General features: G+C 66.9%; 17 protein-coding genes, 1 tRNA gene and 1 other RNA gene. 9 read left to right on the top strand and 10 right to left on the bottom strand.

The features are described 5' to 3' along the window. The first annotated feature begins 150 nt into the window (after positions 1-150). Genes ACAG26_RS08035 through ACAG26_RS08045 form a run of 3 tightly spaced genes read left to right on the top strand, consistent with a single transcriptional unit; the run spans position 151 to position 4,129 of the window. Positions 151-792 carry a TetR/AcrR family transcriptional regulator gene (locus ACAG26_RS08035; protein WP_370481012.1) on the top strand — a complete coding sequence of 214 codons (642 nt, stop codon included), beginning with the start codon at positions 151-153 and terminating at the stop codon, positions 790-792. Further along, complete coding sequence (locus ACAG26_RS08040) at positions 792-1,235, top strand: MmpS family protein (protein ID WP_370481014.1); 444 nt, start codon at positions 792-794, stop codon at positions 1,233-1,235. The genes ACAG26_RS08035 and ACAG26_RS08040 overlap by 1 nt, the downstream gene beginning before the upstream one ends. Further along, the gene (locus tag ACAG26_RS08045) at positions 1,232-4,129 is read left to right on the top strand and encodes an RND family transporter (protein ID WP_370481015.1); all 2,898 of its coding nucleotides are present in this window, start codon (positions 1,232-1,234) and stop codon (positions 4,127-4,129) included. The genes ACAG26_RS08040 and ACAG26_RS08045 overlap by 4 nt, the downstream gene beginning before the upstream one ends. Before the next feature lie 353 nt (positions 4,130-4,482). On the opposite strand, the gene ACAG26_RS08050 is transcribed toward ACAG26_RS08045, so the two are convergent. The 7 genes from ACAG26_RS08050 to ACAG26_RS08080 all read right to left on the bottom strand — a co-directional run bounded on the left by ACAG26_RS08050 (position 4,483) and on the right by ACAG26_RS08080 (position 12,550). Next, complete coding sequence (locus tag ACAG26_RS08050; protein WP_370481016.1) at positions 4,483-7,368, bottom strand: RND family transporter; 2,886 nt, start codon at positions 7,366-7,368, stop codon at positions 4,483-4,485. After that, complete coding sequence (locus ACAG26_RS08055; protein ID WP_370481017.1) at positions 7,365-7,793, bottom strand: MmpS family protein; 429 nt, start codon at positions 7,791-7,793, stop codon at positions 7,365-7,367. Before ACAG26_RS08055 ends, ACAG26_RS08050 begins: the two co-directional genes overlap by 4 nt. A 175-nt stretch (positions 7,794-7,968) precedes the next feature. Continuing rightward, complete coding sequence (ligD, locus tag ACAG26_RS08060; protein WP_370481018.1) at positions 7,969-9,009, bottom strand: non-homologous end-joining DNA ligase; 1,041 nt, start codon at positions 9,007-9,009, stop codon at positions 7,969-7,971. Continuing rightward, complete coding sequence (locus ACAG26_RS08065) at positions 9,009-10,064, bottom strand: ATP-dependent DNA ligase (RefSeq protein ID WP_370481019.1); 1,056 nt, start codon at positions 10,062-10,064, stop codon at positions 9,009-9,011. Before ACAG26_RS08065 ends, ligD begins: the two co-directional genes overlap by 1 nt. Positions 10,065-10,163: 99 nt before the next feature. After that, positions 10,164-11,396: a cytochrome P450 gene (locus ACAG26_RS08070; protein ID WP_370481020.1), complete on the bottom strand. Its 1,233-nt coding sequence runs from the start codon at positions 11,394-11,396 to the stop codon at positions 10,164-10,166. 78 nt (positions 11,397-11,474) lie between these two features. Continuing rightward, the gene (locus ACAG26_RS08075; RefSeq protein ID WP_370481021.1) at positions 11,475-12,380 is read right to left on the bottom strand and encodes a hypothetical protein; all 906 of its coding nucleotides are present in this window, start codon (positions 12,378-12,380) and stop codon (positions 11,475-11,477) included. Between the two features lie 84 nt (positions 12,381-12,464). After that, positions 12,465-12,550 (bottom strand) — tRNA-Ser (locus tag ACAG26_RS08080). Positions 12,551-12,617: 67 nt separating this feature from the next. Here ACAG26_RS08080 and ffs point away from each other — a divergent pair. The 3 genes from ffs to ACAG26_RS08095 all read left to right on the top strand — a co-directional run bounded on the left by ffs (position 12,618) and on the right by ACAG26_RS08095 (position 15,917). Next, positions 12,618-12,712: signal recognition particle sRNA small type (gene ffs, locus ACAG26_RS08085), an RNA gene on the top strand. Between the two features lie 66 nt (positions 12,713-12,778). Next, entirely contained in the window at positions 12,779-14,071 is a 1,293-nt protein-coding gene (locus ACAG26_RS08090) for an aminotransferase class I/II-fold pyridoxal phosphate-dependent enzyme (protein ID WP_370481211.1), read from the top strand. 10 nt (positions 14,072-14,081) lie between these two features. After that, a complete protein-coding gene (locus ACAG26_RS08095) occupies positions 14,082-15,917 on the top strand; it encodes a DNA polymerase III subunits gamma/tau (RefSeq protein ID WP_370481022.1) in 1,836 nt (611 codons plus the stop codon). A gap of 48 nt (positions 15,918-15,965) precedes the next feature. Here ACAG26_RS08095 and ACAG26_RS08100 read toward each other — a convergent pair whose 3' ends face one another. Together ACAG26_RS08100 and ACAG26_RS08105 are read right to left on the bottom strand one after the other, a co-directional pair. After that, positions 15,966-17,279 (bottom strand): class I SAM-dependent methyltransferase, encoded by a 1,314-nt coding sequence (locus ACAG26_RS08100; protein ID WP_370481023.1) that lies wholly within the window; start codon positions 17,277-17,279, stop codon positions 15,966-15,968. Further along, a complete protein-coding gene (locus ACAG26_RS08105; protein ID WP_370481025.1) occupies positions 17,276-18,655 on the bottom strand; it encodes an FAD-binding protein in 1,380 nt (459 codons plus the stop codon). Before ACAG26_RS08105 ends, ACAG26_RS08100 begins: the two co-directional genes overlap by 4 nt. A gap of 91 nt (positions 18,656-18,746) precedes the next feature. Between ACAG26_RS08105 and ACAG26_RS08110 the strand changes: the two genes are divergently transcribed. Further along, positions 18,747-19,184, top strand: coding sequence for an SRPBCC family protein (locus ACAG26_RS08110; protein ID WP_370481027.1), 438 nt, complete (start codon positions 18,747-18,749; stop codon positions 19,182-19,184). 73 nt (positions 19,185-19,257) lie between these two features. Here ACAG26_RS08110 and ACAG26_RS08115 read toward each other — a convergent pair whose 3' ends face one another. Further along, a complete protein-coding gene (locus ACAG26_RS08115; protein ID WP_370481213.1) occupies positions 19,258-19,983 on the bottom strand; it encodes an Rv3717 family N-acetylmuramoyl-L-alanine amidase in 726 nt (241 codons plus the stop codon). Between the two features lie 134 nt (positions 19,984-20,117). Here ACAG26_RS08115 and ACAG26_RS08120 point away from each other — a divergent pair, with 134 nt between their 5' ends. Further along, a complete protein-coding gene (locus ACAG26_RS08120) occupies positions 20,118-20,453 on the top strand; it encodes a YbaB/EbfC family nucleoid-associated protein (RefSeq protein ID WP_370481030.1) in 336 nt (111 codons plus the stop codon). A 1-nt stretch (position 20,454) separates the two neighbouring features. Continuing rightward, positions 20,455-21,066: a recombination mediator RecR gene (gene recR, locus ACAG26_RS08125; protein WP_071029143.1), complete on the top strand. Its 612-nt coding sequence runs from the start codon at positions 20,455-20,457 to the stop codon at positions 21,064-21,066. Positions 21,067-21,086: the final 20 nt, after the last annotated feature.

Genomic DNA, 21,086 nt, shown 5'->3' on the forward strand with positions numbered 1-21,086 from the left:
ACCGGCGCGGTGCGCGGGCGCTGCGCCACTACCGCAATGGCGATCGGGTGTGCGCTAGATCACATCACAGGACCGGGGGTGGTGTACGACACATTCTTGCAGTATCCTGAAAACTTGCATGACTCCGCAAGATAGGGCAGGTTTGGCGTCGTGTCGGAGATCGGGCTGCGCGAGCGTAAAAAGTTCGCCACCAAAGAGGCGTTGAGTCGGGCCGCACTGGAGTTGACGATCGAGCGCGGGCTGGACGCCGCCACCGCGGAATCGATCGCCGAAGCCGCCGGTGTGTCCACCCGCACGTTCCACAATTACTTTTCCAGCAAGGAAGATGCTGTGCTGTTCATGCTGGACAAGTCCGTGGAGGAGCTAGTCGAGCGGTTTGCTCAACGCAGCCCCGAGGAGCCCGTGCTGGATTCGCTGGAGTCCATCCTGGTCGGCTTCGTCGAATCCGCCGACGGCCTGGAGTGGATGATCGCGGTGACCCGGCTGATGGCCGACCATCCCGCGTTGATCGCCCGGCACGTGGCGCTATCGGACTCCAAATCCGACGCGATGCTCGCCGAGATCGGCCGGCGCACCGGCACCGACCCCGACGTCGACCTGTATCCCCGGCTCGTCTATCACACCACCGGGGCGATTGCCCGGGCCGCCCTCGAACTACACATCAACGGCGGCAACGACGGTGCGCCGCCGCGAGCGGTCCTGGTTGACGCGGTTCGCGACGGCTACGCCCAACTTCGTCGCGGCCTGCCGCAATCAGCATCGGTAATCGGTAAGCCGGAGGTGAGTGGGTAATGGACCGGGTGGCCTTCCGGGTGTTGGCGCGGGTGTGGATACCGCTGATCATGGTGGTGGTCATCGTCGTCGCCGGGTTCGCCGTGATGCGCATCCGCGGTATCTTCGGGTCCCACAAACTTGAGACCTACGCCGGCAGCATGTCGGACGACGACGTCAATTCCGACCCCAAACACGTGACGTACGAGATCTTCGGACCGCCGGGCACCATCGCCGACATCAACTACATCGACCAAGAGGGGCAACCCCACCAGGTCAATGGTGCCGAGGTGCCCTGGTCGTTCACGATCATCACGAACGCTCCGTCGATGACCGGCAACATTCTGGCGCAAGGCAATAGCAACGTCCTGGGCTGCCGGATCACTGCCAACGGTGAAGTCAAAGACGAGAGGACCTCACACGAAGTGAACGCCTACATCTACTGCTTCGCGAAGTCGGCATGAGCATCCTGCCTCCGCGCACCGCGTACGCGACGGATTCCCTGGCCCGGTGGATCCGCCGGCTCGCGGTGCCCATCCTGTTGATCTGGCTGGGCATCGTGTTCTTCGTCAACACCGCCGTGCCGCCACTGGAAGAGGTGGCGAAAGCCAATACGGTTTCCATGAGCCCCAAGAGCGCGCCGTCGGTGCAGGCGATGGAGCGGATGGGCAAGGTGTTCAAGGAATCTGATTCCGACAACATCGCCATGATCGTGCTGGAGGGCGACCAACCGCTGGGCGCCGATGCGCACAAGTACTACGCCGACTTGATGAAGCGGCTGGAGGCGGACACCAAACACGTCCAGCACATCCAGGACTTCTGGGGCGATCCGCTCACCGAGTCGGCGGCGCAAAGCAAGGACGGCAAGGCCACCTACGTTCAGCTGAACCTCGCCGGAAACATGGGGGAGTCGTTAGCGAACGAGTCCGCCGAGGCGGTTCGAAAGATCGTCGACGAAACGAAGCCGCCCAGCGGAGTCAAGGTCTACGTCACCGGTTTCGGGCCGCTGCAGGCCGACGTGCAGCACGCCGGTGACCGGACCATGGTGAAGATCACCGTGGTGACGTTCGTGGTGATCATCACCATGCTGCTGCTCGTCTACCGCTCAATCATCACCGTGATCGTCCTGCTGGTCATGGTGGGGCTGGAACTGTCCGCCGCCCGCGGCATCGTGGCCATGCTCGGGCACTATCACGTGATCGGCTTGTCGACCTTCGCGACCAACCTGCTGACCTCGCTGGCGATCGCGGCCGGGACCGACTACGGCATCTTCCTTTTCGGCCGCTATCAAGAGGCGCGTCAGGCCGGTGAAGACCGAGAATCCGCCTACTACACCATGTTCCATGGGACCGCCCATGTGATCCTGGGTTCGGGCCTGACCATCGCCGGCGCGACCTATTGCCTGAGCTTCACCCGGATGCCGTACTTCCAAACCCTGGGTGTGCCCTGCGCGGTGGGCATCCTGGTGGGTGTTGCGGTGGCGCTGACGCTGGGGCCGGCGGCCATTGCGGTGGGCGGCCGGTTCGGGCTGTTCGACCCCAAACGCAAAATGAGCACCCGCGGCTGGCGACGCGTGGCCACGATGATCGTGCGCTGGCCCGCACCGGTGTTGGCCGCCTCCTTGGCGATCGCCATCGTCGGCCTGGCGGCGCTGCCGGGGTACACGCCGAACTACGACGACCGCAAATACATCCCCCAAGACATTCCGGCCAACCAAGGGTTCGCCGCGGCCGATCGGCACTTCAATCAGTCCCGGATGAACCCCGAGATGCTGCTGATCGAAACCGACCACGACATGCGGAATTCGGCGGACTTTCTGGTCATCAACAAAATCGCCAAGGCCGTCTTCCAGGTGCCCGGCATCTCCCGGGTGCAGGCGATCACCCGACCGCAGGGCACACCGATCGAACACACCTCGATCCCGTTTTTGATCAGCATGCAAGGCGTGGGCCAGCTGCAGAACATGAAGCTGATGAAGGACCGCATGGCCGACATGGAGAAGCAGTCCGAGGAAATGGGCAAGACCGTCCAGACCATGAAGCACATGTATGCGTTGATGACCGAGCTGTCCGGCATCACCCACGACATGGTCGGTGAAATGCACAAGTTGCAGGGCACCATCCACGAGATGCGGGACCACATCGGCGACTTCGACGATTTCTGGCGGCCGATGCGCAACTACTTCTACTGGGAACCGCACTGCTACGACATCCCGATCTGCTGGTCGATCCGGTCCATCTTCGACGTCATCGACGGTATCGACGAAATGACCGACTCGATGGACACCATGATCGGCAGCATGGACCGGATGGACGCGCTGATGCCGCAGATGGTCGCGCAATTCGGGCCGATGATCGAAATCATGAGCAACATGCAGGTGATGATGCAGACCATGCACAGCACCATGTCGGGCATGTACAACCAAATGGACGAGATGAGCAAGGACTCGACGGCCATGGGGCAGGCGTTCGACGCCGCCAAAAACGACGACTCCTTCTACCTGCCACCGGAGGTCTTCGACAACCCCGACTTCAAGCGCGGCCTGAAGATGTTCTTGTCGCCGGACGGCAAGGCGGTCCGGATGATTATCTCCCACCGCGGCAACCCGATGACCGCCGAGGGCATCGCCCATGTGGACCCGATCAAAGAGGCCGCCGTCGAGGCGGTGAAGGGCACCCCGCTGGAGGACGCCACGATCTCGCTGGCCGGCACCGCGGCGACGTTCAAAGACATCAGCGAAGGCAACAAGTACGACTTGATGATCGCCGGGATCTCGGCGTTGTGCCTGATCTTCATGATCATGCTGATCATCACGCGGAGTTTCGTCGCCGCACTGGTCATCGTGGGGACCGTGGCGCTGTCGCTGGGGGCCTCGTTCGGTCTATCGGTGCTGATTTGGCAGTACATCCTGGGCATCGAATTGAACTGGATGGTGCTGGCGATGTCGGTGATCATCTTGTTGGCGGTCGGATCGGACTACAACCTGCTGCTGGTGTCGCGGTTCAAAGAGGAAATCCATGCCGGGCTCAACACCGGCATCATCCGCGCGATGGGCGGTACCGGCAAGGTGGTGACCTCCGCGGGCCTGGTGTTCGCCTTCACCATGGCCTCGATGGTGGTTAGCGACCTGCGGGTCATCGCTCAGGTGGGGACCGCGATCGGGCTCGGGTTGCTGTTCGACACGTTGATCGTGCGCTCCTTCATGACCCCGTCGATCGCGGCGCTGATGGGTCGGTGGTTCTGGTGGCCGATGAACGTGCGCAGCCGCCCCGCACCACCGACGGCGGTGCCGTCCAAGGACTCGGCCGTCGACGACGCGGTCACCGCCGAGCTACCGGTGTCCGCGGATCGGCGGTAGCGACCTCTCCCGCCTGCGCTTGAGGCCGTCGGGGATGGGCCTAGCGTGCCGAGACTGAAGCTAGGGCGCCGAGCCTGAGCTGACGGCGCCGAGACTGAGCCGGCGGCGTCGAGCCTGTACTGAGAGCGTGTTCCCCGCCGAATTTTCGCTCTGCGTTCAGGCTCGATGCCATGGATACAGTCTCGACGCGCTGGATGCAGGATGGGCGCCGTGAACAGTCTCGGCGCAGCAGCAGACCAGGGCAGCGAGGCGAAACCGCACCCACGCCAGCCGATCTCGCCGCGCCAGGAGCGCGTAACGCGCCGGCGCGGCCTTACCCGAGCCGCAGCGCCGGCGCGCCGGCCGGGCCGCCCTTACCGGGCGGCCACGGCCTCCTGCGGTTGCCGCTGCGGCACCGCTGCCGCCGGCCGGGTGCGCACCCGCTGCGGCCACCAGAACCACGGCCCCAGCAGCGCCGCGATCGACGGTGTCATGAACGACCGGATCACCAGAGTGTCGACGAGCAGACCCAGCCCGATCGTGGTGCCGACCTGCCCGATGATGCGCAGGTCGCTGATCACCATGGAAATCATGGTGAACGCGAACACCAAACCGGCTGAGGTGACCACGGACCCGCTGCCGCCCATCGAGCGGATGATGCCGGTCTTCAGGCCGGCATGGATCTCCTCTTTGAAGCGGGACACCAGCAGCAGGTTGTAGTCCGATCCGACCGCCAACAAGATGATCACCGACATCGCCAGCACCATCCAGTGCAGATTGAGCCCGACGAGGTGCTGCCAGATGAGCACCGACAGTCCAAACGAGGTGCCCAGCGACAGCAACACGGTGCCCACGATCACGGCCGCGGCCACCACACTTCCGGTCACCACCAGCATGATGATGAAGATCAGGCACAGCGACGAGATCCCGGCGATGATCAGGTCGTAGTTGGAGCCGTCCTGCATGTCCTTGAACATGGCCGCGGTGCCCCCCAAGAACACCTTGGAGCCTTCCCACGGCGTGCCCTTGAGCGCCTCGTGCACGGCTTTCTTGATCGGTTCGATGTGCGAGATGCCTTCCGGCGACATCGGGTCACCCTCGTGGGAGATGATGAACCGGATCGCCTTGCCGTCCGGCGAGATGAACATCTTGATGCCGCGCTTGAAATCGGGGTTGTCGAACGCTTCCGGCGGCAAATAGAACGAGTCGTCGTTTTTCGCGTCGTCAAACGCCTGCCCCATGGCGCTGGAGTTCTTTTGCATCTCCTGCGTCATGTCCTGCTGGCCGGCCTGGGTGGAGCGCATGGTCAGCATCAGGGACTTCATGGTCTCCATGGTGGAGATCATCGGCGGCATCAGCGCCACCATCTGCGGCATGAGGCGGTCGAGGTTGTCCATGTCGGGCAGGATGTCCTCGATGTCCCCGGTCATCTGATCGACGCCGTCGATCGCGTCGAAAATCGACCGCAGCGACCAGCACATCGGGATGTCGTAGCAGTGCGGCTCCCAGTAGAAGTAGTTGCGGATGGGCCGGAATTGATCGTCGAAATCGGCGATCTTGTCCCGCAAGTCCTCGATGTCGGAGACCATGGTGTGCATCTTGGTCACCATGTTGTGCGTGGTCGCCGCCATCTGCGTGGTGATGTTCATCATCTGGTGCATGGTGTTGATCGTCTTCTGCATCTCGTCGGCCTGCACCAGCATGTTGTCCATCAGGTTCTGCATGTACTTGTTGTTCAGCGTCTGGCCGGTGCCCTGCATGCTGATCGAAAACGGGATCGTCGAGTGGTTGATCGGGGTGCCCTGCGGCCGGGTGATCGTCTGCACCCGCCCGACTCCGGGCACCTTGAACACGGCCTTGGCCACCTTGTCGATCACCAGGAAGTCGGCCGGGTTGCGCAGATCGTGGTCGGTTTCGATCAGCAACAGTTCGGGGTTCATCCGGGCCTGGGAGAAATGCCGGTCAGCGGCCGCATACCCCACGTTCGCCGGAATGTCGGCGGGCAGGTAGTGGCGGTTGTTGTAGTCGGTTTTGTACCCGGGCAGGGCGAGCAACCCGACCAGGCAGACCGCCGTGGTGGCGATCAGCACGGCCCCCGGCCAGCGGACGACCAGGGCGCCGACCTTGCGCCAGCCGCGAATCCGCATCTGCCGCTTGGGATCCAACAGGCCGAAATGGCTGGCGACCACCACCACCGCCGCACCCATGGTGAGCGCGGCGAACACCACGACGATCATGCCGATCGCCAACGGGACACCCAGGGACTGGAAGTACGGCAGCCGGGTGAAGTGCAGGCAGAAGGTCGCGCCGGCAATCGTCAGGCCCGAGCCCAAGATCACGTGCCCGGTCCCGCGGTACATGGTGTAAAACGCGGTTTTTCGGTCTTCACCGTCCCCGCGGGCTTCCTGATAGCGGCCGAACAAGAAGATCGCGTAGTCGGTGGAGGCGGCGATGGCCAACATCACCAGCAGGTTCACCGCGAAGGTGGACAGGCCAATGATGTTGTAGAACCCGAGGAATGCGACCACGCCGCGGGCCGCGGCCAATTCCAGCACCACCATCAACAGCACCAGCAGCACCGTGACGATCGAGCGGTAGACGAACAGCAGCATGGTGATGATCACCACGAAGGTCAGCGCCGTGATCAGCTTGAGGCTGCGGTCACCGGCAATGTGCTGATCGGCGGTAAGGGGTGCGCCCCCGGTGGCATACGCTTTGACCCCGGGTGGTGCCGGGGTGTTCTTGAGGATGTCCTGGACCGACTCGACCGACTCGTTGGCCAGGCTCTCGCCCTGGTTACCGGCCAAATACACCTGGACGTAGGCGGCTTTGCCGTCCGGGCTCTGCGATCCCGAGGCGGTCAGCGGGTCGCTCCAGAAGTCCTCGACGTTCTCGACGTGTTTTGTGTCCGCCCGGAACTTGGCGACCAGTTCGTCGTAGTACTTGTGCGCGGCGTCGCCCAGCGGCTGTTCGCCTTCCAACACGATCATCGCCGAGCTGTCGGAGTCGAATTTCTGGAAGACCTTGCCGACTTCCTTCATCGAGATCATCGACGGCGCGTCTTGCGGGCTCATCGACACCGAGCGCATCTGGCCGACCTCATCGAGCTGAGGCACGACGACGTTCAGCAGGACGGTGACCGCGATCCAGATCAGGATGATCGGCACCGACAGGCGGCGGATCCAGCGTGCGATCGCGCCCTGGGCGGCCTGTCCGGGCAGCTCCAAGCCTTCGGTCGGGGCGTCCATCGGCGCGCTCATGCCGACTTCACAATGCAGAAGGTGTAGGCGTTCACTTCGTGGGAGATCCTTTCAGCCTTGACCACGCCGTCGACGGTGATCCGGCAGCCGATGGTGTCGCTGTGGCCCTGCGCCAGCAGGGTGGGACTCACCGCGGGGTCGGTGGTCTTCAACGTCAGCGACCACGGCAGGGTGGCGCCGTCGAGGCGCTGCGGTTTGGCGCTGAGGTCGAGGTAGTTGATGTCGGCCACGGTTCCGCTCGGGCTGAAGATGTCGTAGACCACGACCTTGGGATGGAACGGCTTGGTATCCTCAAACACCTCACCCGCCTGGCCGGCGCCGCCGGCGCCGAAGTAGCCACGGACCCGGTACACCGTGAACGTACCGACGGCGACGACCACCACAATGAGCAGCGGCATCCACACGCGTCTGACAGCGCGGAACATTGAAAACCTCAGCCCTCTCGTTTGTGTGCACGCTCACCGTCGAGCCGCGAACAGGTTGTTCGGTGCGCCGGCCGACATCGATGATTCGACGGTAAACCCTTACCGTCGTTCTTACCGTCGCCATAGATTAGTCGATCAAACTTCTTGCCGCTACACCGCCACTCGGGTTGTGACCTCACCCACCGGCGGGCGTCTTGCGGTCGGTATCGCGGCTGGGCTGCACCCGTTTGGGCTCGCCCGGCATCTTGGGGTAGTTGGGCGGATACGGCAGGTCCCCGAGCCCGCGGGCCTCATCGGCGACCACCATATCCAGCAGCGGTTCCAACGACTGTTCGACTTCGTCGAGGGTGCGCCACGGGTCGTCGCGGCGACGGACCAGCTCGGGCACGGTCGCGATGGTGTAGTCGTCGGGGTCGGCGTCGGCCAGGTCCTCCCAGCTCAGCGGGGTGGACACCGTCGCGATCGGGGTGCGGCGCACCGAGTACGCCGACGCCATGGTGCGGTCGCGCGCGTTTTGGTTGAAGTCGATGAAGATCCGCGCGCCGCGCTCCTCTTTCCACCACGACGTGGTGACCGCGTCCGGGGCGCGGCGTTCCAGTTCGCGGGCCAGCGCGATGCCGGCGCGGCGCACCTCGATGAAGTCCCAGTCGGTTTTGATCCGCAGGTAGACGTGGACGCCCCGGCCGCCGGACGTCTTGGCGAAACCCACCAGGCCGAGTTCGTCGAGCAGCGGCCGCAGCACGTCCACCGCGACCGCGCGGGCCTGCGCGAACCCGGTGCCGGGCTGCGGATCGAGGTCGATGCGCAGTTCGTCGGGGTGCTCGGTGTCCGGGCAGCGCACCTGCCACGGGTGCAGCGTGACGGTGCCCATCTGGGCCGCCCAGATGATGGCGGCCGGGTGGCTGACCTTCAGCGCGTCGGCGGTGCGCCCGGACGGGAAGGTGATCCGGCAGGTCTCCAGGTAGTCCGGGTGCCGCTGCGGGATCCGTTTCTGGTAGATCTCCTCGCCGTCGATGCCGTCGGGAAACCGCTGCAGATGGGTGGGTCGGTCCCGCAGGGTGGGCAGCATCGGCCCGCCGGCCACCGCCAGGTAGTAGTCGACGAGGTTGCGTTTGGTGCCGGCGGACCCGAGCCGGGGAAAGTACACCTTGTCCGGGTTGGTCAGCCGGACGGTGATGCCGTCGACGTCGAGTTCTTCCGCGCTGGCCGAAGCCATCACGACTCCAGCACGTCGTACAGGTCGTAGCTCAGCGGGACGTCGAGCTGGGCGAACGTGCACGATCGCGGGTCGCGGTCGGGGCGCCAGCGCACGAACCGCACCGTGTGCCGGAACCGCCGGCCGTCAACCACGTTGCCCTCCATCTGGTCGTAGGCCACCTCGGCCACCTTCTCCGGCCGGATCGGCACCCAGCGCTTGTCGGCGGCCGCGTTCCACCGGCTCGGTTCCCCCTCGTAGGTCACGTCCTCGCCGACGCGCAGCGGTTCCAACTCGGCCAACAGTGTGCGGCGGACTTTGACGGTGAACGACGCCGCGCCGCCCACCATCTGCAGCTCACCGTCGGCGCGGTACAGGCCCAGCAGCACCGACCCCACCCCCTCGCCGCTCTTGTGGATGCGGTAGCCGATCGCCACACAATCGGCGTCGCGGTGGTGTTTGACCTTCACCATCTCGCGTTTGCCGGGCTGGTAGTGCCCGTCGAGCCGCTTGGCGATCACCCCATCGAGACCGGCGCCCTCGAAGGTGCTCAGCCAGTGGGTGCCCAGCTCGGGGTCGTGGGTGACCCGAGTGAGGTGGCACCACTGCTTTTCGGTGATCGACTCGGCCAGCGCCGCGCGTCGCACCCGGAACGGCTCGTCGAGCAGGGAGGCGGTCCCGGTGGCCAGCGCGTCGAAGCCGATGAAGTGGGCGGGGGTCTGTTCGGCCAGCATCGTCACCCGGCTGGCCGCTGGGTGGATGCGCTGGCTCAGCGACTCCCAGTCCAGCCGGATGCGGCCGTCGACCCGGCGGGGGACGACGATTTCCCCGTCCAGTACGCAGCGGGTGGCCACCTCATCGCGCAGCGCGTCCAGCAGCTCCGGGAAGTAGCGGCCCAGCTCCTTGCCGTTGCGGGACTGCAGCACCACCTCGTCGCCGTCGCGGAACACCAGCGCGCGAAACCCGTCCCACTTCGGTTCGTACGACCACACCCCGGCGTCGTCGGGCACCCGGGCGGCCGCCTTGGCCAGCATCGGCTCGATCGGTGGCTGTACGGGCAGGTCCACGCGGTCCATCCTGGTCTATGGGGTGATGGTCACACCAGCCTCAACCGGTGCTCTACCGGTAGACCGGCCACGGGACCGGAACTCATCGCCGCCTGCGCACGGTCCGGCTCAGACCGCCACGGTGAAGGACGCCAGCCCGCGCAGCGTCACGTTCGGTTTGTACACCGGGTCGCTGTCGGCTCGCGCGTGCGGGAAGCGGCGGGTCACCGCCGACAGCGCCACCCCGGCCTCCAGCCGAGCCAGCGGCGCGCCGAGGCAGAAGTGCACCCCGCGTCCGAACGCCAGATGCCGGAACGGCCCACGGTCCGGGTCGAAGGCGTCGGGGTGCGCGAACTCGGCGGGATCGCGCTGGGCGGCGGCCAGCAGCAGCATCATGGTGTCGCCCTTGGCCACCGCGGTGTCACCGATCGTCAGGTCGTCGGCGGCGATCCGGGCCACCAACTGCACCGGCGGGTCATAGCGCAGCGTCTCCTCGATGATCACCGGGGCCCGGCCGGCGTCGGCGGCCAGCGCGGCCCACTGCCGGGGATGGCGCAGCATCGCCAAGATGGCATTGCCGATCAGGTTCACCGTGGTCTCGTGGCCAGCGACCAGCAGCAGGTTGCAGGTGGAGATGATCTCCTCCTCGGTGAGCTGGTCTCCGGCCTCCTCCACCGCGATCAGGGCCGACATCAGGTCCTCGCCGGGCCGGGAGCGGCGCTGCTCGATCAGGTCGTGCAGGTAGTCACGCAGCCACTGACCGGCCCGGATCCGGTCCTCCATGCGGTCCGGCAACCCGCTGCTGAAGGCGAAAAAGGGGTCCAGCGACTGGGCCAGCAGCGCCGACGCCTGGCTGAACCGCGGCTCGTCGTCCACCGGCACCCCCAGCAGCCGGCAGATCACCGCCACCGGCAGCGGATAGGCCAGGTCGTCGATGACGTCGAACCGGCCGCGTTCGGCGATCCGATCCAGCATCGCGTCCACCAACGCGGCGATCTCGGGTTGCAGCGCGTTGACGACTTTCGGCGCGAACGCCTTGCTGACCAGTCGGCGCAGCCGGGTGTGATCGGGCGGGTCGAGGAACAGGAAACCGGGTGGGCCCTGCGGGGACGGCAACTCACCGGCCGCGATCTGCTGCTGCGCAAAACCGGATTTGAGCCGGTCATTGGCCGACGACGGATGCCGCAGCGCCTCCTCGCAGTCCCGGTAGGTTGCGAACACGGTGAGGTTGGCCTCCGGCATGCGCAGCGGTCCGCGGTCACGGAACTGGGCGCACACCGGGTACGGGTCGGCGCGGTTGGCGGTGTCCAGCAGCTCGAGCAGCAGCCCGTGCGCCTCGGCGGTGTCCGGGACGGTCGTCATAACGCGGCGGGGGACTGGTTTGGCACCCGCACAGCCTAGGGAACCGGGGCCGGCCACGGGGCCCTCCCTCGGCGAGGCTTACTTGCGTTTGGTGGCGGACCGCGTCGTCGTGGAGGCCTGCCGGCCTCGGCCCGCCTTGCCCGACGGGCGACGGTTTTTCAGGCCCCCGGTCGGTGCGGGTTCGGCCTCGTCTGCCGTGGTCTTGGTGCCGGTCTTCCTGGCTCCCCACCACGACCGAGACTTCTTCTTCGGCTCCTCGGCGACGAGGGTTTCGTGGGTGACCGGGACTTCTCCGGAGTCGGCTGGTTCGGTGGGCTCCTCGTCGTCCTCGGCGGCTTCGGGCTCGGCCTCCGCGGTTTGTTCGGCTTCGGGTTCCTCGGCCTCGGGTTCCGGCTCCGCGGCGGCTGCCGCGTCGTCGTCGACCTCGGCTTCCTCGGTCTCTTCGGACTCGTCGGCGGTCTGTTCGGACTCCTCGGGGGTCTCCTCGGCCTGTTCGTCCTTCTTGCGACCGCGCCGGCGCTGCTTGGGCTCCTTGGGTTTGAGCGGTTTGGGCGGCGGCGGCGGCAGCTCGGCGACAAACGACAGGTAGAACGCGGCGATGCCGAGAAGGGCGACCGCGGCGGCGGCCCCGTAAATCCCGAACAACCACTGCCCGACGTTGTCCAGCGACAGCCAGATCTCGCTGATCGCGGTGCCGGCGATCAGCACACCGGCCAGCACGTGGCCCACGATCGACCAGATCCGCAACGTCAGCGCCAGCTGCGGGGTGCCGAACTCGGGTTTGCGGGTCCGCAGCAAGGTGAACAGCACCGGCAACGCGGCCAGCGCGATCAGCACCGCCCCCACGATCCGCAGCACCGTGCCCAGCGTGGGCGAGGTGGCGCCGGTCAGCTCCCACCAGCGTGGCAGCACGAACAGGAAGTACAAGACCGCGGCGAGGACCGAGAACGACGCGTGCCACACGACGGCGACGGTGCGCCCCATTGCTCTCCTCGGATCCATCGGCGACTAGCCCGAGGGGGCGACCAAACCCGATATCAGGCCTGGTCGCACCCCGCGGACCGTGTGCGGAGGATGCGGGATTTGAACCCGCGAGGGCTATTAACCCAACCCGCGTTCCAGGCGAGCGCCATAGGCCACTAGGCGAATCCTCCGTCGGCCATGGTAGCGGAGTCGGGCAAGACGGCTCACGGCCGTCACGAAGCCAGGTATTACACTCGCGGTGGACCCCGCGCGGCGTCTATCCTGTGAACTCCCCCAGGGCCGGAAGGCAGCAAGGGTCAATGGGCTCTGGCGGGTGCGCGGGGTCCCCCATATATCGGAGCCCGCGGGCGGCCCGGCCCAAGTCACTACCCACGGTGTTCGACGGTGAAAGGCGCATGGTGTCGTACAGCTCCCTTAGCCGTGCGGAGCTCGCGGCTCAGCACGGCCGCCATCAGCAGGACTATGCCGACCTGCAGGCCAAGAAGCTGGCCCTGGATCTGACCCGGGGCAAGCCGTCGCCCGACCAGCTGGATTTGTCCAACGCGCTGCTGAGCCTGCCCGGCGACGACTACCGCGACGGTGACGGCACCGACACCCGCAACTACGGCGGCCTGCACGGTCTGCCGGAATTGCGGGCCATCTTCGGCGAGCTGCTGTCCATCCCGGTGCCCAACCTGATCGCGGGCAACAACGCCAGCCTCGAGTTCATGCACGACGCGATCGTGTTCTCGATGCTGCACGGCGGCGTGGACTCCCCGCGGCCCTGGATGCGGGAGCCGAAGGTCAAGTTCCTGTGCCCGGTGCCCGGCTACGACCGGCATTTCGCAATCACCGAGTCGCTAGGCATCGAGATGATTCCGGTCCCGATGGGCGAAGACGGGCCGGACGTCGACTTGATCGAGGAACTGGTCGCCGTCGACCCCGCCATCAAGGGCATGTGGACGGTCCCGGTGTTCGCCAACCCGACCGGAACCACTTATTCCTGGGAGACCGTTCGCCGGCTTGTTCAGATGCGCACCGCGGCAAGTGATTTCCGATTGTTCTGGGACAACGCATATGCGGTGCACACGTTGACGCTGGACTTCCCGCGCCAGGTCGACGTGCTGGGGCTGGCCGCCAAAGCCGGAAACCCCAACCGGCCCTATGTCTTCGCGTCCACCTCGAAGATCACCTTCGCCGGCGCCGGGGTCAGCTTCTTCGGCGGGTCGTTGGGCAACATCGCCTGGTATCTGCAGCACGCGGGCAAGAAGTCGATCGGCCCGGACAAGGTCAACCAACTGCGTCACCTGCGGTTTTTCGGTGACGCCGACGGGGTGCGGCTGCAGATGCGGCGCCACCAGCAGCTGCTGGCGCCGAAATTCGCACTCGCGCTGGAGATCCTGGATCGCCGCCTCGGGGAGTCCAAGATCGCCTCGTGGACCGAACCCAAGGGCGGCTACTTCATCAGCCTGGACGTGCTGCCCGGGACCGCGCGGCGCACCGTTGCGCTGGCCCGCGACGCCGGGATCGCGGTCACCGAGGCGGGCGCGTCGTTCCCGTACCGGCAAGACCCCGACGACAAGAACATCCGGATCGCGCCGACCTTCCCGGCGCTGCCGGACCTGCGCGACGCGATCGACGGCCTGGCCACCTGTGCGCTGCTGGCCGGCACCGAGTCACTGCTGAACGCATCGGTCGGACCCGCTCGGTAGCCTGCAGACCGTGGCCCTTTACCGCAAGTATCGCCCGGCGACCTTCGCCGAAGTGGTGGGGCAAGAGCACGTCACCGAACCGCTGTCCACCGCGCTCACGGCCGGCCGGATCAACCACGCCTACCTGTTCTCCGGCCCGCGGGGCTGCGGCAAGACGTCGTCGGCGCGGATCCTGGCCCGCTCGCTGAACTGCGCGCAGGGCCCGACGGCCACCCCGTGCGGGGAGTGCGAGTCGTGCGTCGCGCTGGCCCCCAACGGGCCGGGCAGCGTCGACGTCGTCGAACTCGACGCGGCCAGCCACGGCGGCGTCGACGACACCCGGGAGTTGCGGGACCGGGCGTTCTACGCGCCGGCCCAGTCGCGCTACCGGATCTTCATCATCGACGAAGCGCACATGGTGACCACCGCGGGTTTCAACGCGCTGCTCAAGATCGTCGAGGAGCCGCCCGACCACCTGATCTTCGTGTTCGCCACCACCGAACCGGAGAAGGTGCTGCCCACCATCCGGTCGCGCACCCACCACTACCCGTTCCGGCTGCTGGCGCCGCGCACCATGCGCGAGTTGGTGCAGCGGATCTGCGAGCAGGAAGGCGTCGTCGCCGACGATGCGGTGTACCCGCTGGTGATCCGCGCCGGCGGCGGATCGCCCCGCGACACCCTGTCGGTGCTCGACCAGTTGCTGGCCGGGGCCGAAGGGGACCGGGTCAGCTACCAGCGGGCGCTGGGGCTGCTGGGTGCCACCGATATCGCGCTGATCGACGACGCTGTCGAGGCCTTGGCCGCCAGCGACGCCGCCGCCCTGTTCGGCGCGGTGGAATCGGTGATCGACGCCGGCCACGACCCCCGCCGCTTCGCCACCGACCTGCTGGAACGGTTCCGCGATCTCATTGTGCTGCAAGCGGTTCCCGACGCGGTGGGCAAGGGCGTGGTGGACGCGCCGGAGGACGTGCTGGACCGGATGCGGGATCAATCCGCCCGGTTCGGGGCGGCGACCTTGACCCGCTACGCCGAGGTGGTGCAGGCCGGGCTGGGTGAGATGCGCGGCGCGACGGCGCCCCGGCTGCTGCTGGAGGTGGTCTGTGCGCGGCTGCTGCTGCCGTCGGCCGCCGACACCGAGGCGGCGCTGCTGCAGCGCGTCGAACGCATCGAAAGCCGGCTGGACATGTCGATCCCGGCGCAGGAGACCGCGGGCCGGGCGGCGCCGGCCGAACCCGCCGTGGCGCCGCGGCAATACACCCGGCGATCCCAGGCACCCGAGCGCCCCGCCGAACCCGCGCCCAAGCCGCAGCCGGAACCCGCGCCCACGCCGCCGCCCGCGGCGGCGCCGCCGGAACCCGCGCCCGCGCCGGTGCAGACCGCCGCGGTGCCCGGCGAACCCGACGCCGCCGCGGTGCGCACCATGTGGCCCACGGTGCGCGACAAGGTGCGCCAACGCAGCCGCACCACCGAGGTGATGCTGGCCGGGGCCACCGTGCAGGCCGTGGAGGGTAACACCCTGGTCCTCGTGCATGAATCGGCACCGCTGGCCAAACGGCTGTGCGAGCAACGCAATACCGACGTCATTGCCGACGCGCTCAAAGACGCGCTGGGGGTCAATTGGCGGGTGCGCTGCGAGTCGGGGACGGCCGCCCCCGCCCCCGCCGCCGCGGCGCCGAGCGGCGGGACCGACCCGGCCCGGCGCGCCGCCGAGGCGCGGCGCGCCGAGGAAGAGCGCATGCTGGCCGAGGCCGATGCGGGCCGCGATGAGCCCGCCGCCGCGCGCCGCGACCCCGAAGAAGCCGCGTTGGAACTGCTGCAAAACGAGCTGGGTGCCCGTCGTATCGATCCGCCGAGTGGCCAGTTATGACACGTTTTCAGCGAAAAACCGTGTCATAACTGGCCACTCGGCACATAACTAGGGCCGCCACCACGGCCGCAGCGGCAGGCCGCCGTCGTTGCCACGGACGTCGACCTTGGCGGCCAGCACCTGATGCAGCTGAATCGCGTTCTGTTCGAAGCCCACCCGGGATCCGGCCATGTACAATCCCCACACTTTGGCGGTGGCCAGCCCGACCTCGGCGACGGCCTCATCCCAATGCTCGACCAGGTTGGCGCACCAGTCGCGCAGCGTCAGCGCGTAATGGTGGCGGATGTTCTCCTCGTGCAGCACCTCCAGCCCGACGTCCTGGATCTCGGTGATGATGCGTCCCGAGCCGGTCAGCTCCCCGTCGGGGAACACGTAACGGTCGATGAACCCGCCCGCGTTGGGTGCCGACTTGTTGTCGTGGCGGGTGATGCAGTGGTTGAGCAGCAGACCGCCGATGCGCAGCTTGGATTTGAGGAAGCCGAAGTAGGCGGGGTAGTTCGCCACCCCGATGTGTTCGGTGAGCCCGATCGAGGAGACGGCGTCAAAACCGCTTTCGGCGATGTCGCGATAGTCGCTGTGCCGCACCTCGGCCAGCCCGGCCAGGCCTTCGGCGTCGATGGCGCGTTGCGCCCACTTGGCCTGCTCGGCCGACAGCGTGGCACCGATGGCGCGGACCCCGTGCCGGGCGGCGTAGCGCACCATGCCGCCCCAGCCGCAGCCCACGTCGAGCAGCCGGTCACCGGGTTGCAGGTTCAGCTTGTCGAACACCAGCCGGTACTTGTTTTCCTGCGCCTGCTCCAGCGTCGCGTCGGCGTCCGGGTAAACCGCGCAGGTGTAGGTCATCGACGGACCCAGCACCCACTCGTAGAAGCTGTTGGACACGTCGTAGTGGTGGTGGATGGCCTCGGCGTCGCGGGTTTTGGAGTGCCGCAGCCCCTCGGCGATGCGCCGCCAGCGCGGCAGCGCCTCCTGCGGTGGCGGCGGGATCGGCACCAGATGTTCGACCCCGATCGACCGGATGATGCTGGCCAGCACCCGCGCCGGCGGCCGTTTGAAGTCCAGTTTGTCGGTCAGCGCGTTGAGCAGCTGGTAGGGATCGCCGGGGTGCACCCCGTGCGCTTCCAGGTCACCGGAGACGTAGGCGCGGGCCAGGCCCAGATCCCCGGGTGCGGTGGCCAGGTAGGTGGTGCCGCGCGGGGTCAGCAGATCCAGGCCCAACTCGGCGTCGTCGGGGCCGGCGCTGCTGCCGTCGTAGGCGGTGAACTTCAGTGGCAACTGGCCGCCGGAGGCGAAGATCTCCAGGATCTGGGCCAAGCTCAGCTTGCCGGTGGTGTGTGCTTGGTGCTCTTTGAATGTCGTCATCGTCGTTGCACCGCCTTTGCGTACAGGTCCAAGAGACGCGAATCGGGGTCGTAGGTTTTCTTCACCGTTTTGTAGGCCTCGCCGCCGTAGAGGTCGTCGAATTCCTCTGGGGTGTAGTAGGAGTCCGAGTACAGCGACTTGTGCCCATCGAGCTCGGTGACCTTGGCTTCGATCAGCCGGTTGGTGGCGCCTTCGGTGGCACCGGCCGGCACCGACGACCAGAACCCGACGTTGACGTAGCTGCGACCGGGCCGGATCGGGTACAGCGGCCAGCCGTCGTGATCGCGCAACCGCAACGGGCACAGCCAGACCGGCTCGATCGGCACCGTCGCGGTAAACCACGCCAAAAATTCCGCGCACCGCTCGATCGGGACCTCGATGTCTTGCACCACCCGCTCCAGCGGCGGGCGGTGGTGCCGCTTCTCAATCCGGTCGGCGAGGTGAAACCGCCGGTCTAGGGCCACCAGTTTCCAGTACACGCTGCTGCGCCGGTAGCGGCGCGGCCACAACCGCCGCAGCCGCGGGTTTTGCACGCCGAACGCGCGGGAGCACCAGAACCAGTCGGTGTCCCAGCGCCACAGGTAGTCGTGGATGGTCAGCCGGTCGTCCTTGACGCCGGTGTCGTGCTGGATGGACCGGTAGTAGATGCGTTGCCCGGTGTAGTCGCTGACCGGACCCGGGGTGCTGGTCTGCACGCCGATGCACAGGTAGCTTTCGTCGGCGCTGAACACCACGCCGTCGAGGTAATCCACCGGGGCGCCGTCGTACCCGCCGGTGTCGATGATGCGGTCCATCGCCGCGATCAGCTCGGGCAGCGTGTGAAACCGGATGTGCCGTAACGCCACAAACGGTTTGACCGATTCCAGCTCGATCCGCAGCCGGGTCGAATAGCCCAGCGTTCCATAGGAATTGGGGAAGGCGTGAAACAGGTCGGAATGCTGTTCGCGGGACGCGGTGACCAGTTCGCCGGTGCCGGTGAGAATGTCCATCTCCAGCACCGACTCGTGCGGTAGCCCGTTGCGGAACGACGCCGATTCGATACCCAGGCCGGTCACCGCCCCACCCAGAGTGATGGTCTTGAGCTGCGGCACCACCAGCGGCGACAAGCCGTAGGGCAGGGTCGCCGCCACCAGATCCTCGTAGGTGCACATGCCGGCCACGTCGGCGGTGTGGGCGTCGGGGTCGACGGAGATGACGCCGGTCAGGCCCGAGGTGTCCAGCCCGGGCGCATCCCGCTTGGCGCGCGCCCGAAACAGGTTGGAGGTGGGCTTGGCCAACCGCACCGACGCCGTCGCAGGAATGGACCGATAGCTCGCCAAAAGCCGCTGCACGCCCGCCGCGTGCGCCGCCAGTGCGTCATCTGCAGAAACAGACACACATATACGCTAGTCGGCGATAGCAGCCCGCGCACGAACGCCGCGTTTGCGCGCGCCGGGTCCGCACCCCGCAACGACAGGAGTTTGCCTGATGGGACAGGTCAGTGCAGCCAACACCGTCTTGATCAACGCCGAGCCCGACGCGGTGCTCGCCGCGATCGGCGACTACCAGCAGGTCCGGCCGAAGATTTTGTCGGACGCCTACAGCGAGTACCAGGTGCTGCAGGGCGGCCAGGGCCAGGGCACCATCGTCAAATGGAAGCTGCAGGCCACCAAGTCACGGGTGCGTGAGGTGCAGGCCAGCGTCGACGTGGCCGGCCACACCGTCATCGAGAAGGACGCGAACTCGACGATGGTCACCAACTGGACGGTGGCCCCGGCCGGTCCGGGCTCCAGCGTCACCGTGAAGACCACCTGGACCGGGGCCGGCGGCGTCAAGGGCTTCTTCGAGAAGACATTCGCGCCGCTGGGGCTGCGCCGGATCCAGGGCGAACTGCTGGCCAACCTGAAGAAGCAGGTGGAGGGCTAAGCGCCGCCGGCGAGCAGACGTAAAAGACCCCATTTCCGGCATGAAACGGGGGCCTTTGCGTCTGCTCGCGGACTTAGCGCACCTGGGACTGGGTGCCCAGAAAACCCGCGATCCCTTGGACCACCGCGTTGGCGTATTTTTGCCGACCCGCCTCGGTTTCCATCAACCCGGAATCCGCGGGGTTCTTCATGTTGCCCAGCTCGACCAGGATCGACGGGTACTGGGCCAGGTTCAGCCCGGCCAAATCCGAGCGGCCGTACAGCCCGTTCTGGCCGATGTAGGTGGCCGGCGGGATCCCCGCGGCCTGCAGCTGGTCGCGCATGATCTTGGCGAACTGCACCGACGGGCCCGCTTGCGCCTGGTTGAGCGGCGGCGCCGAATAGTTGACGTGGAATCCCCGGCCGTTCGGCGGGCCGCCGTCGGCGTGCAGGGACACGATCGCGTTGGGGTGCAGCGCGTTGGCCATCGCGGCGCGCTCATCCACACACGGCCCCAACGCGTTGTCGTTGCCGCGGGACATGGCGGTCCGCACCCCCAACGCGTTGAGCGCCTGACGGACCCGCAGCGTGGTGTCCCAGGTGAAGGTGTGTTCGGGGTAGCCGCTGCCCGAGGTGGTCCCGCTGGCCTGGCAGTCCTTGGTGCCGCCGCGACCGGTGGGCACCTGCCGGCCGATGGACCCGTCGTTGGCGCCGTTGTGGCCGGGGTCGAGGAACACGATCATGCCGGCGATGTTGGCGGGCACCGCCACCGAGATCGGGGGAAACAGGATTGAGGCCGCCACGAGTAGGCCGGTGACCATGGTGATCCCGACACGCGGGCTAACTGGTACACGCACGGCGTCACGGTAGCGCGGCGCGGACTACGCTGAATACCTCAAACCGCGCCAGATCCGCAGGCGAAACCAAGTCGAGACCACAACGCAAGGGGACTGTCATGCAACCCGGAGGCCAACCCGATATGTCGGCGTTGCTCGCCCAGGCACAACAGATGCAGCAGCAGCTGATGGCTGCCCAGCAGCAGCTCGCCAACTCCGAGGTGAACGGTCAGGCCGGTGGCGGTCTGGTGCAGGTCACCATGAAGGGCAGCGGTGAGGTGGTGGCCGTGACCATCGACCCCAAGGTCGTCGACCCCGACGACATCGAAACCCTGCAGGACCTGATCGTCGGGGCGCTGGCCGACGCGTCCAAGCAGGTCACCACCCTGACGCATGAGCGGCTCGGCCCGTTGGCCGGCGGCATGGGCGACGCGTTGGGTATGCCGGGGCTCTGACGTGTTTGAGGGGCCGGTTCAGGATCTGATCGACGAGCTCGGCAAGCTGCCGGGCATCGGCCCCAAGAGTGCGCAGCGGATCGCGTTTCACCTGCTCTCGGTGGAGCCGCCGGACATCGATCGGCTCACCGCGGCGCTGGGCAAGGTGCGCGACGGGGTGCGGTTCTGCGCGGTGTGCGGCAACGTCTCCGACGACGAACGCTGCCGGATCTGCGCGGATCCGCGCCGGGACGGCACGCTGGTGTGCGTGGTCGAGGAACCCAAGGATGTGCAGGCCGTGGAACGCACCCGCGAGTTCCGCGGCCGCTACCACGTGCTGGGCGGGGCGCTGGATCCGCTGTCCGGGATCGGTCCCGAGCAGCTGCGGATCCGCGAGCTGCTCAACCGGATCGGGGAACGGGTCGACGGGGTCGACATCGCCGAGGTCATCATCGCCACCGACCCCAACACCGAGGGGGAAGCGACCGCCACCTACCTGGTACGGGTGCTGCGCGATATCCCCGGTTTGACGGTCACGCGGATCGCGTCCGGGCTGCCGATGGGCGGTGACCTGGAGTTCGCCGACGAGTTGACGCTGGGCCGCGCGTTCACCGGCCGTCGCGCCATGGTGTGAGCGCTCCCGCCCTTTGCGCC

Origin of the sequence: Mycobacterium sp. pUA109, from assembly GCF_041287095.1 — a bacterium.
Lineage (GTDB): Bacteria > Actinomycetota > Actinomycetes > Mycobacteriales > Mycobacteriaceae > Mycobacterium.

Coding starts and splice junctions, on each gene's coding strand:
- ACAG26_RS08040 (WP_370481014.1), top strand. CDS start 792: ATGGACCGGGTGGCCTTCCGGGTGTTGGCGCGGGTGTGGATACCGCTG.
- ACAG26_RS08045 (WP_370481015.1), top strand. CDS start 1,232: ATGAGCATCCTGCCTCCGCGCACCGCGTACGCGACGGATTCCCTGGCC.
- ACAG26_RS08050 (WP_370481016.1), bottom strand. CDS start 7,368: ATGAGCGCGCCGATGGACGCCCCGACCGAAGGCTTGGAGCTGCCCGGA.
- ACAG26_RS08055 (WP_370481017.1), bottom strand. CDS start 7,793: ATGTTCCGCGCTGTCAGACGCGTGTGGATGCCGCTGCTCATTGTGGTG.
- ligD (WP_370481018.1), bottom strand. CDS start 9,009: ATGGCTTCGGCCAGCGCGGAAGAACTCGACGTCGACGGCATCACCGTC.
- ACAG26_RS08065 (WP_370481019.1), bottom strand. CDS start 10,064: ATGGACCGCGTGGACCTGCCCGTACAGCCACCGATCGAGCCGATGCTG.
- ACAG26_RS08070 (WP_370481020.1), bottom strand. CDS start 11,396: ATGACGACCGTCCCGGACACCGCCGAGGCGCACGGGCTGCTGCTCGAG.
- ACAG26_RS08075 (WP_370481021.1), bottom strand. CDS start 12,380: ATGGGGCGCACCGTCGCCGTCGTGTGGCACGCGTCGTTCTCGGTCCTC.
- ACAG26_RS08100 (WP_370481023.1), bottom strand. CDS start 17,279: ATGACGACATTCAAAGAGCACCAAGCACACACCACCGGCAAGCTGAGC.
- ACAG26_RS08110 (WP_370481027.1), top strand. CDS start 18,747: ATGGGACAGGTCAGTGCAGCCAACACCGTCTTGATCAACGCCGAGCCC.
- ACAG26_RS08115 (WP_370481213.1), bottom strand. CDS start 19,983: ATGGTCACCGGCCTACTCGTGGCGGCCTCAATCCTGTTTCCCCCGATC.
- ACAG26_RS08120 (WP_370481030.1), top strand. CDS start 20,118: ATGCAACCCGGAGGCCAACCCGATATGTCGGCGTTGCTCGCCCAGGCA.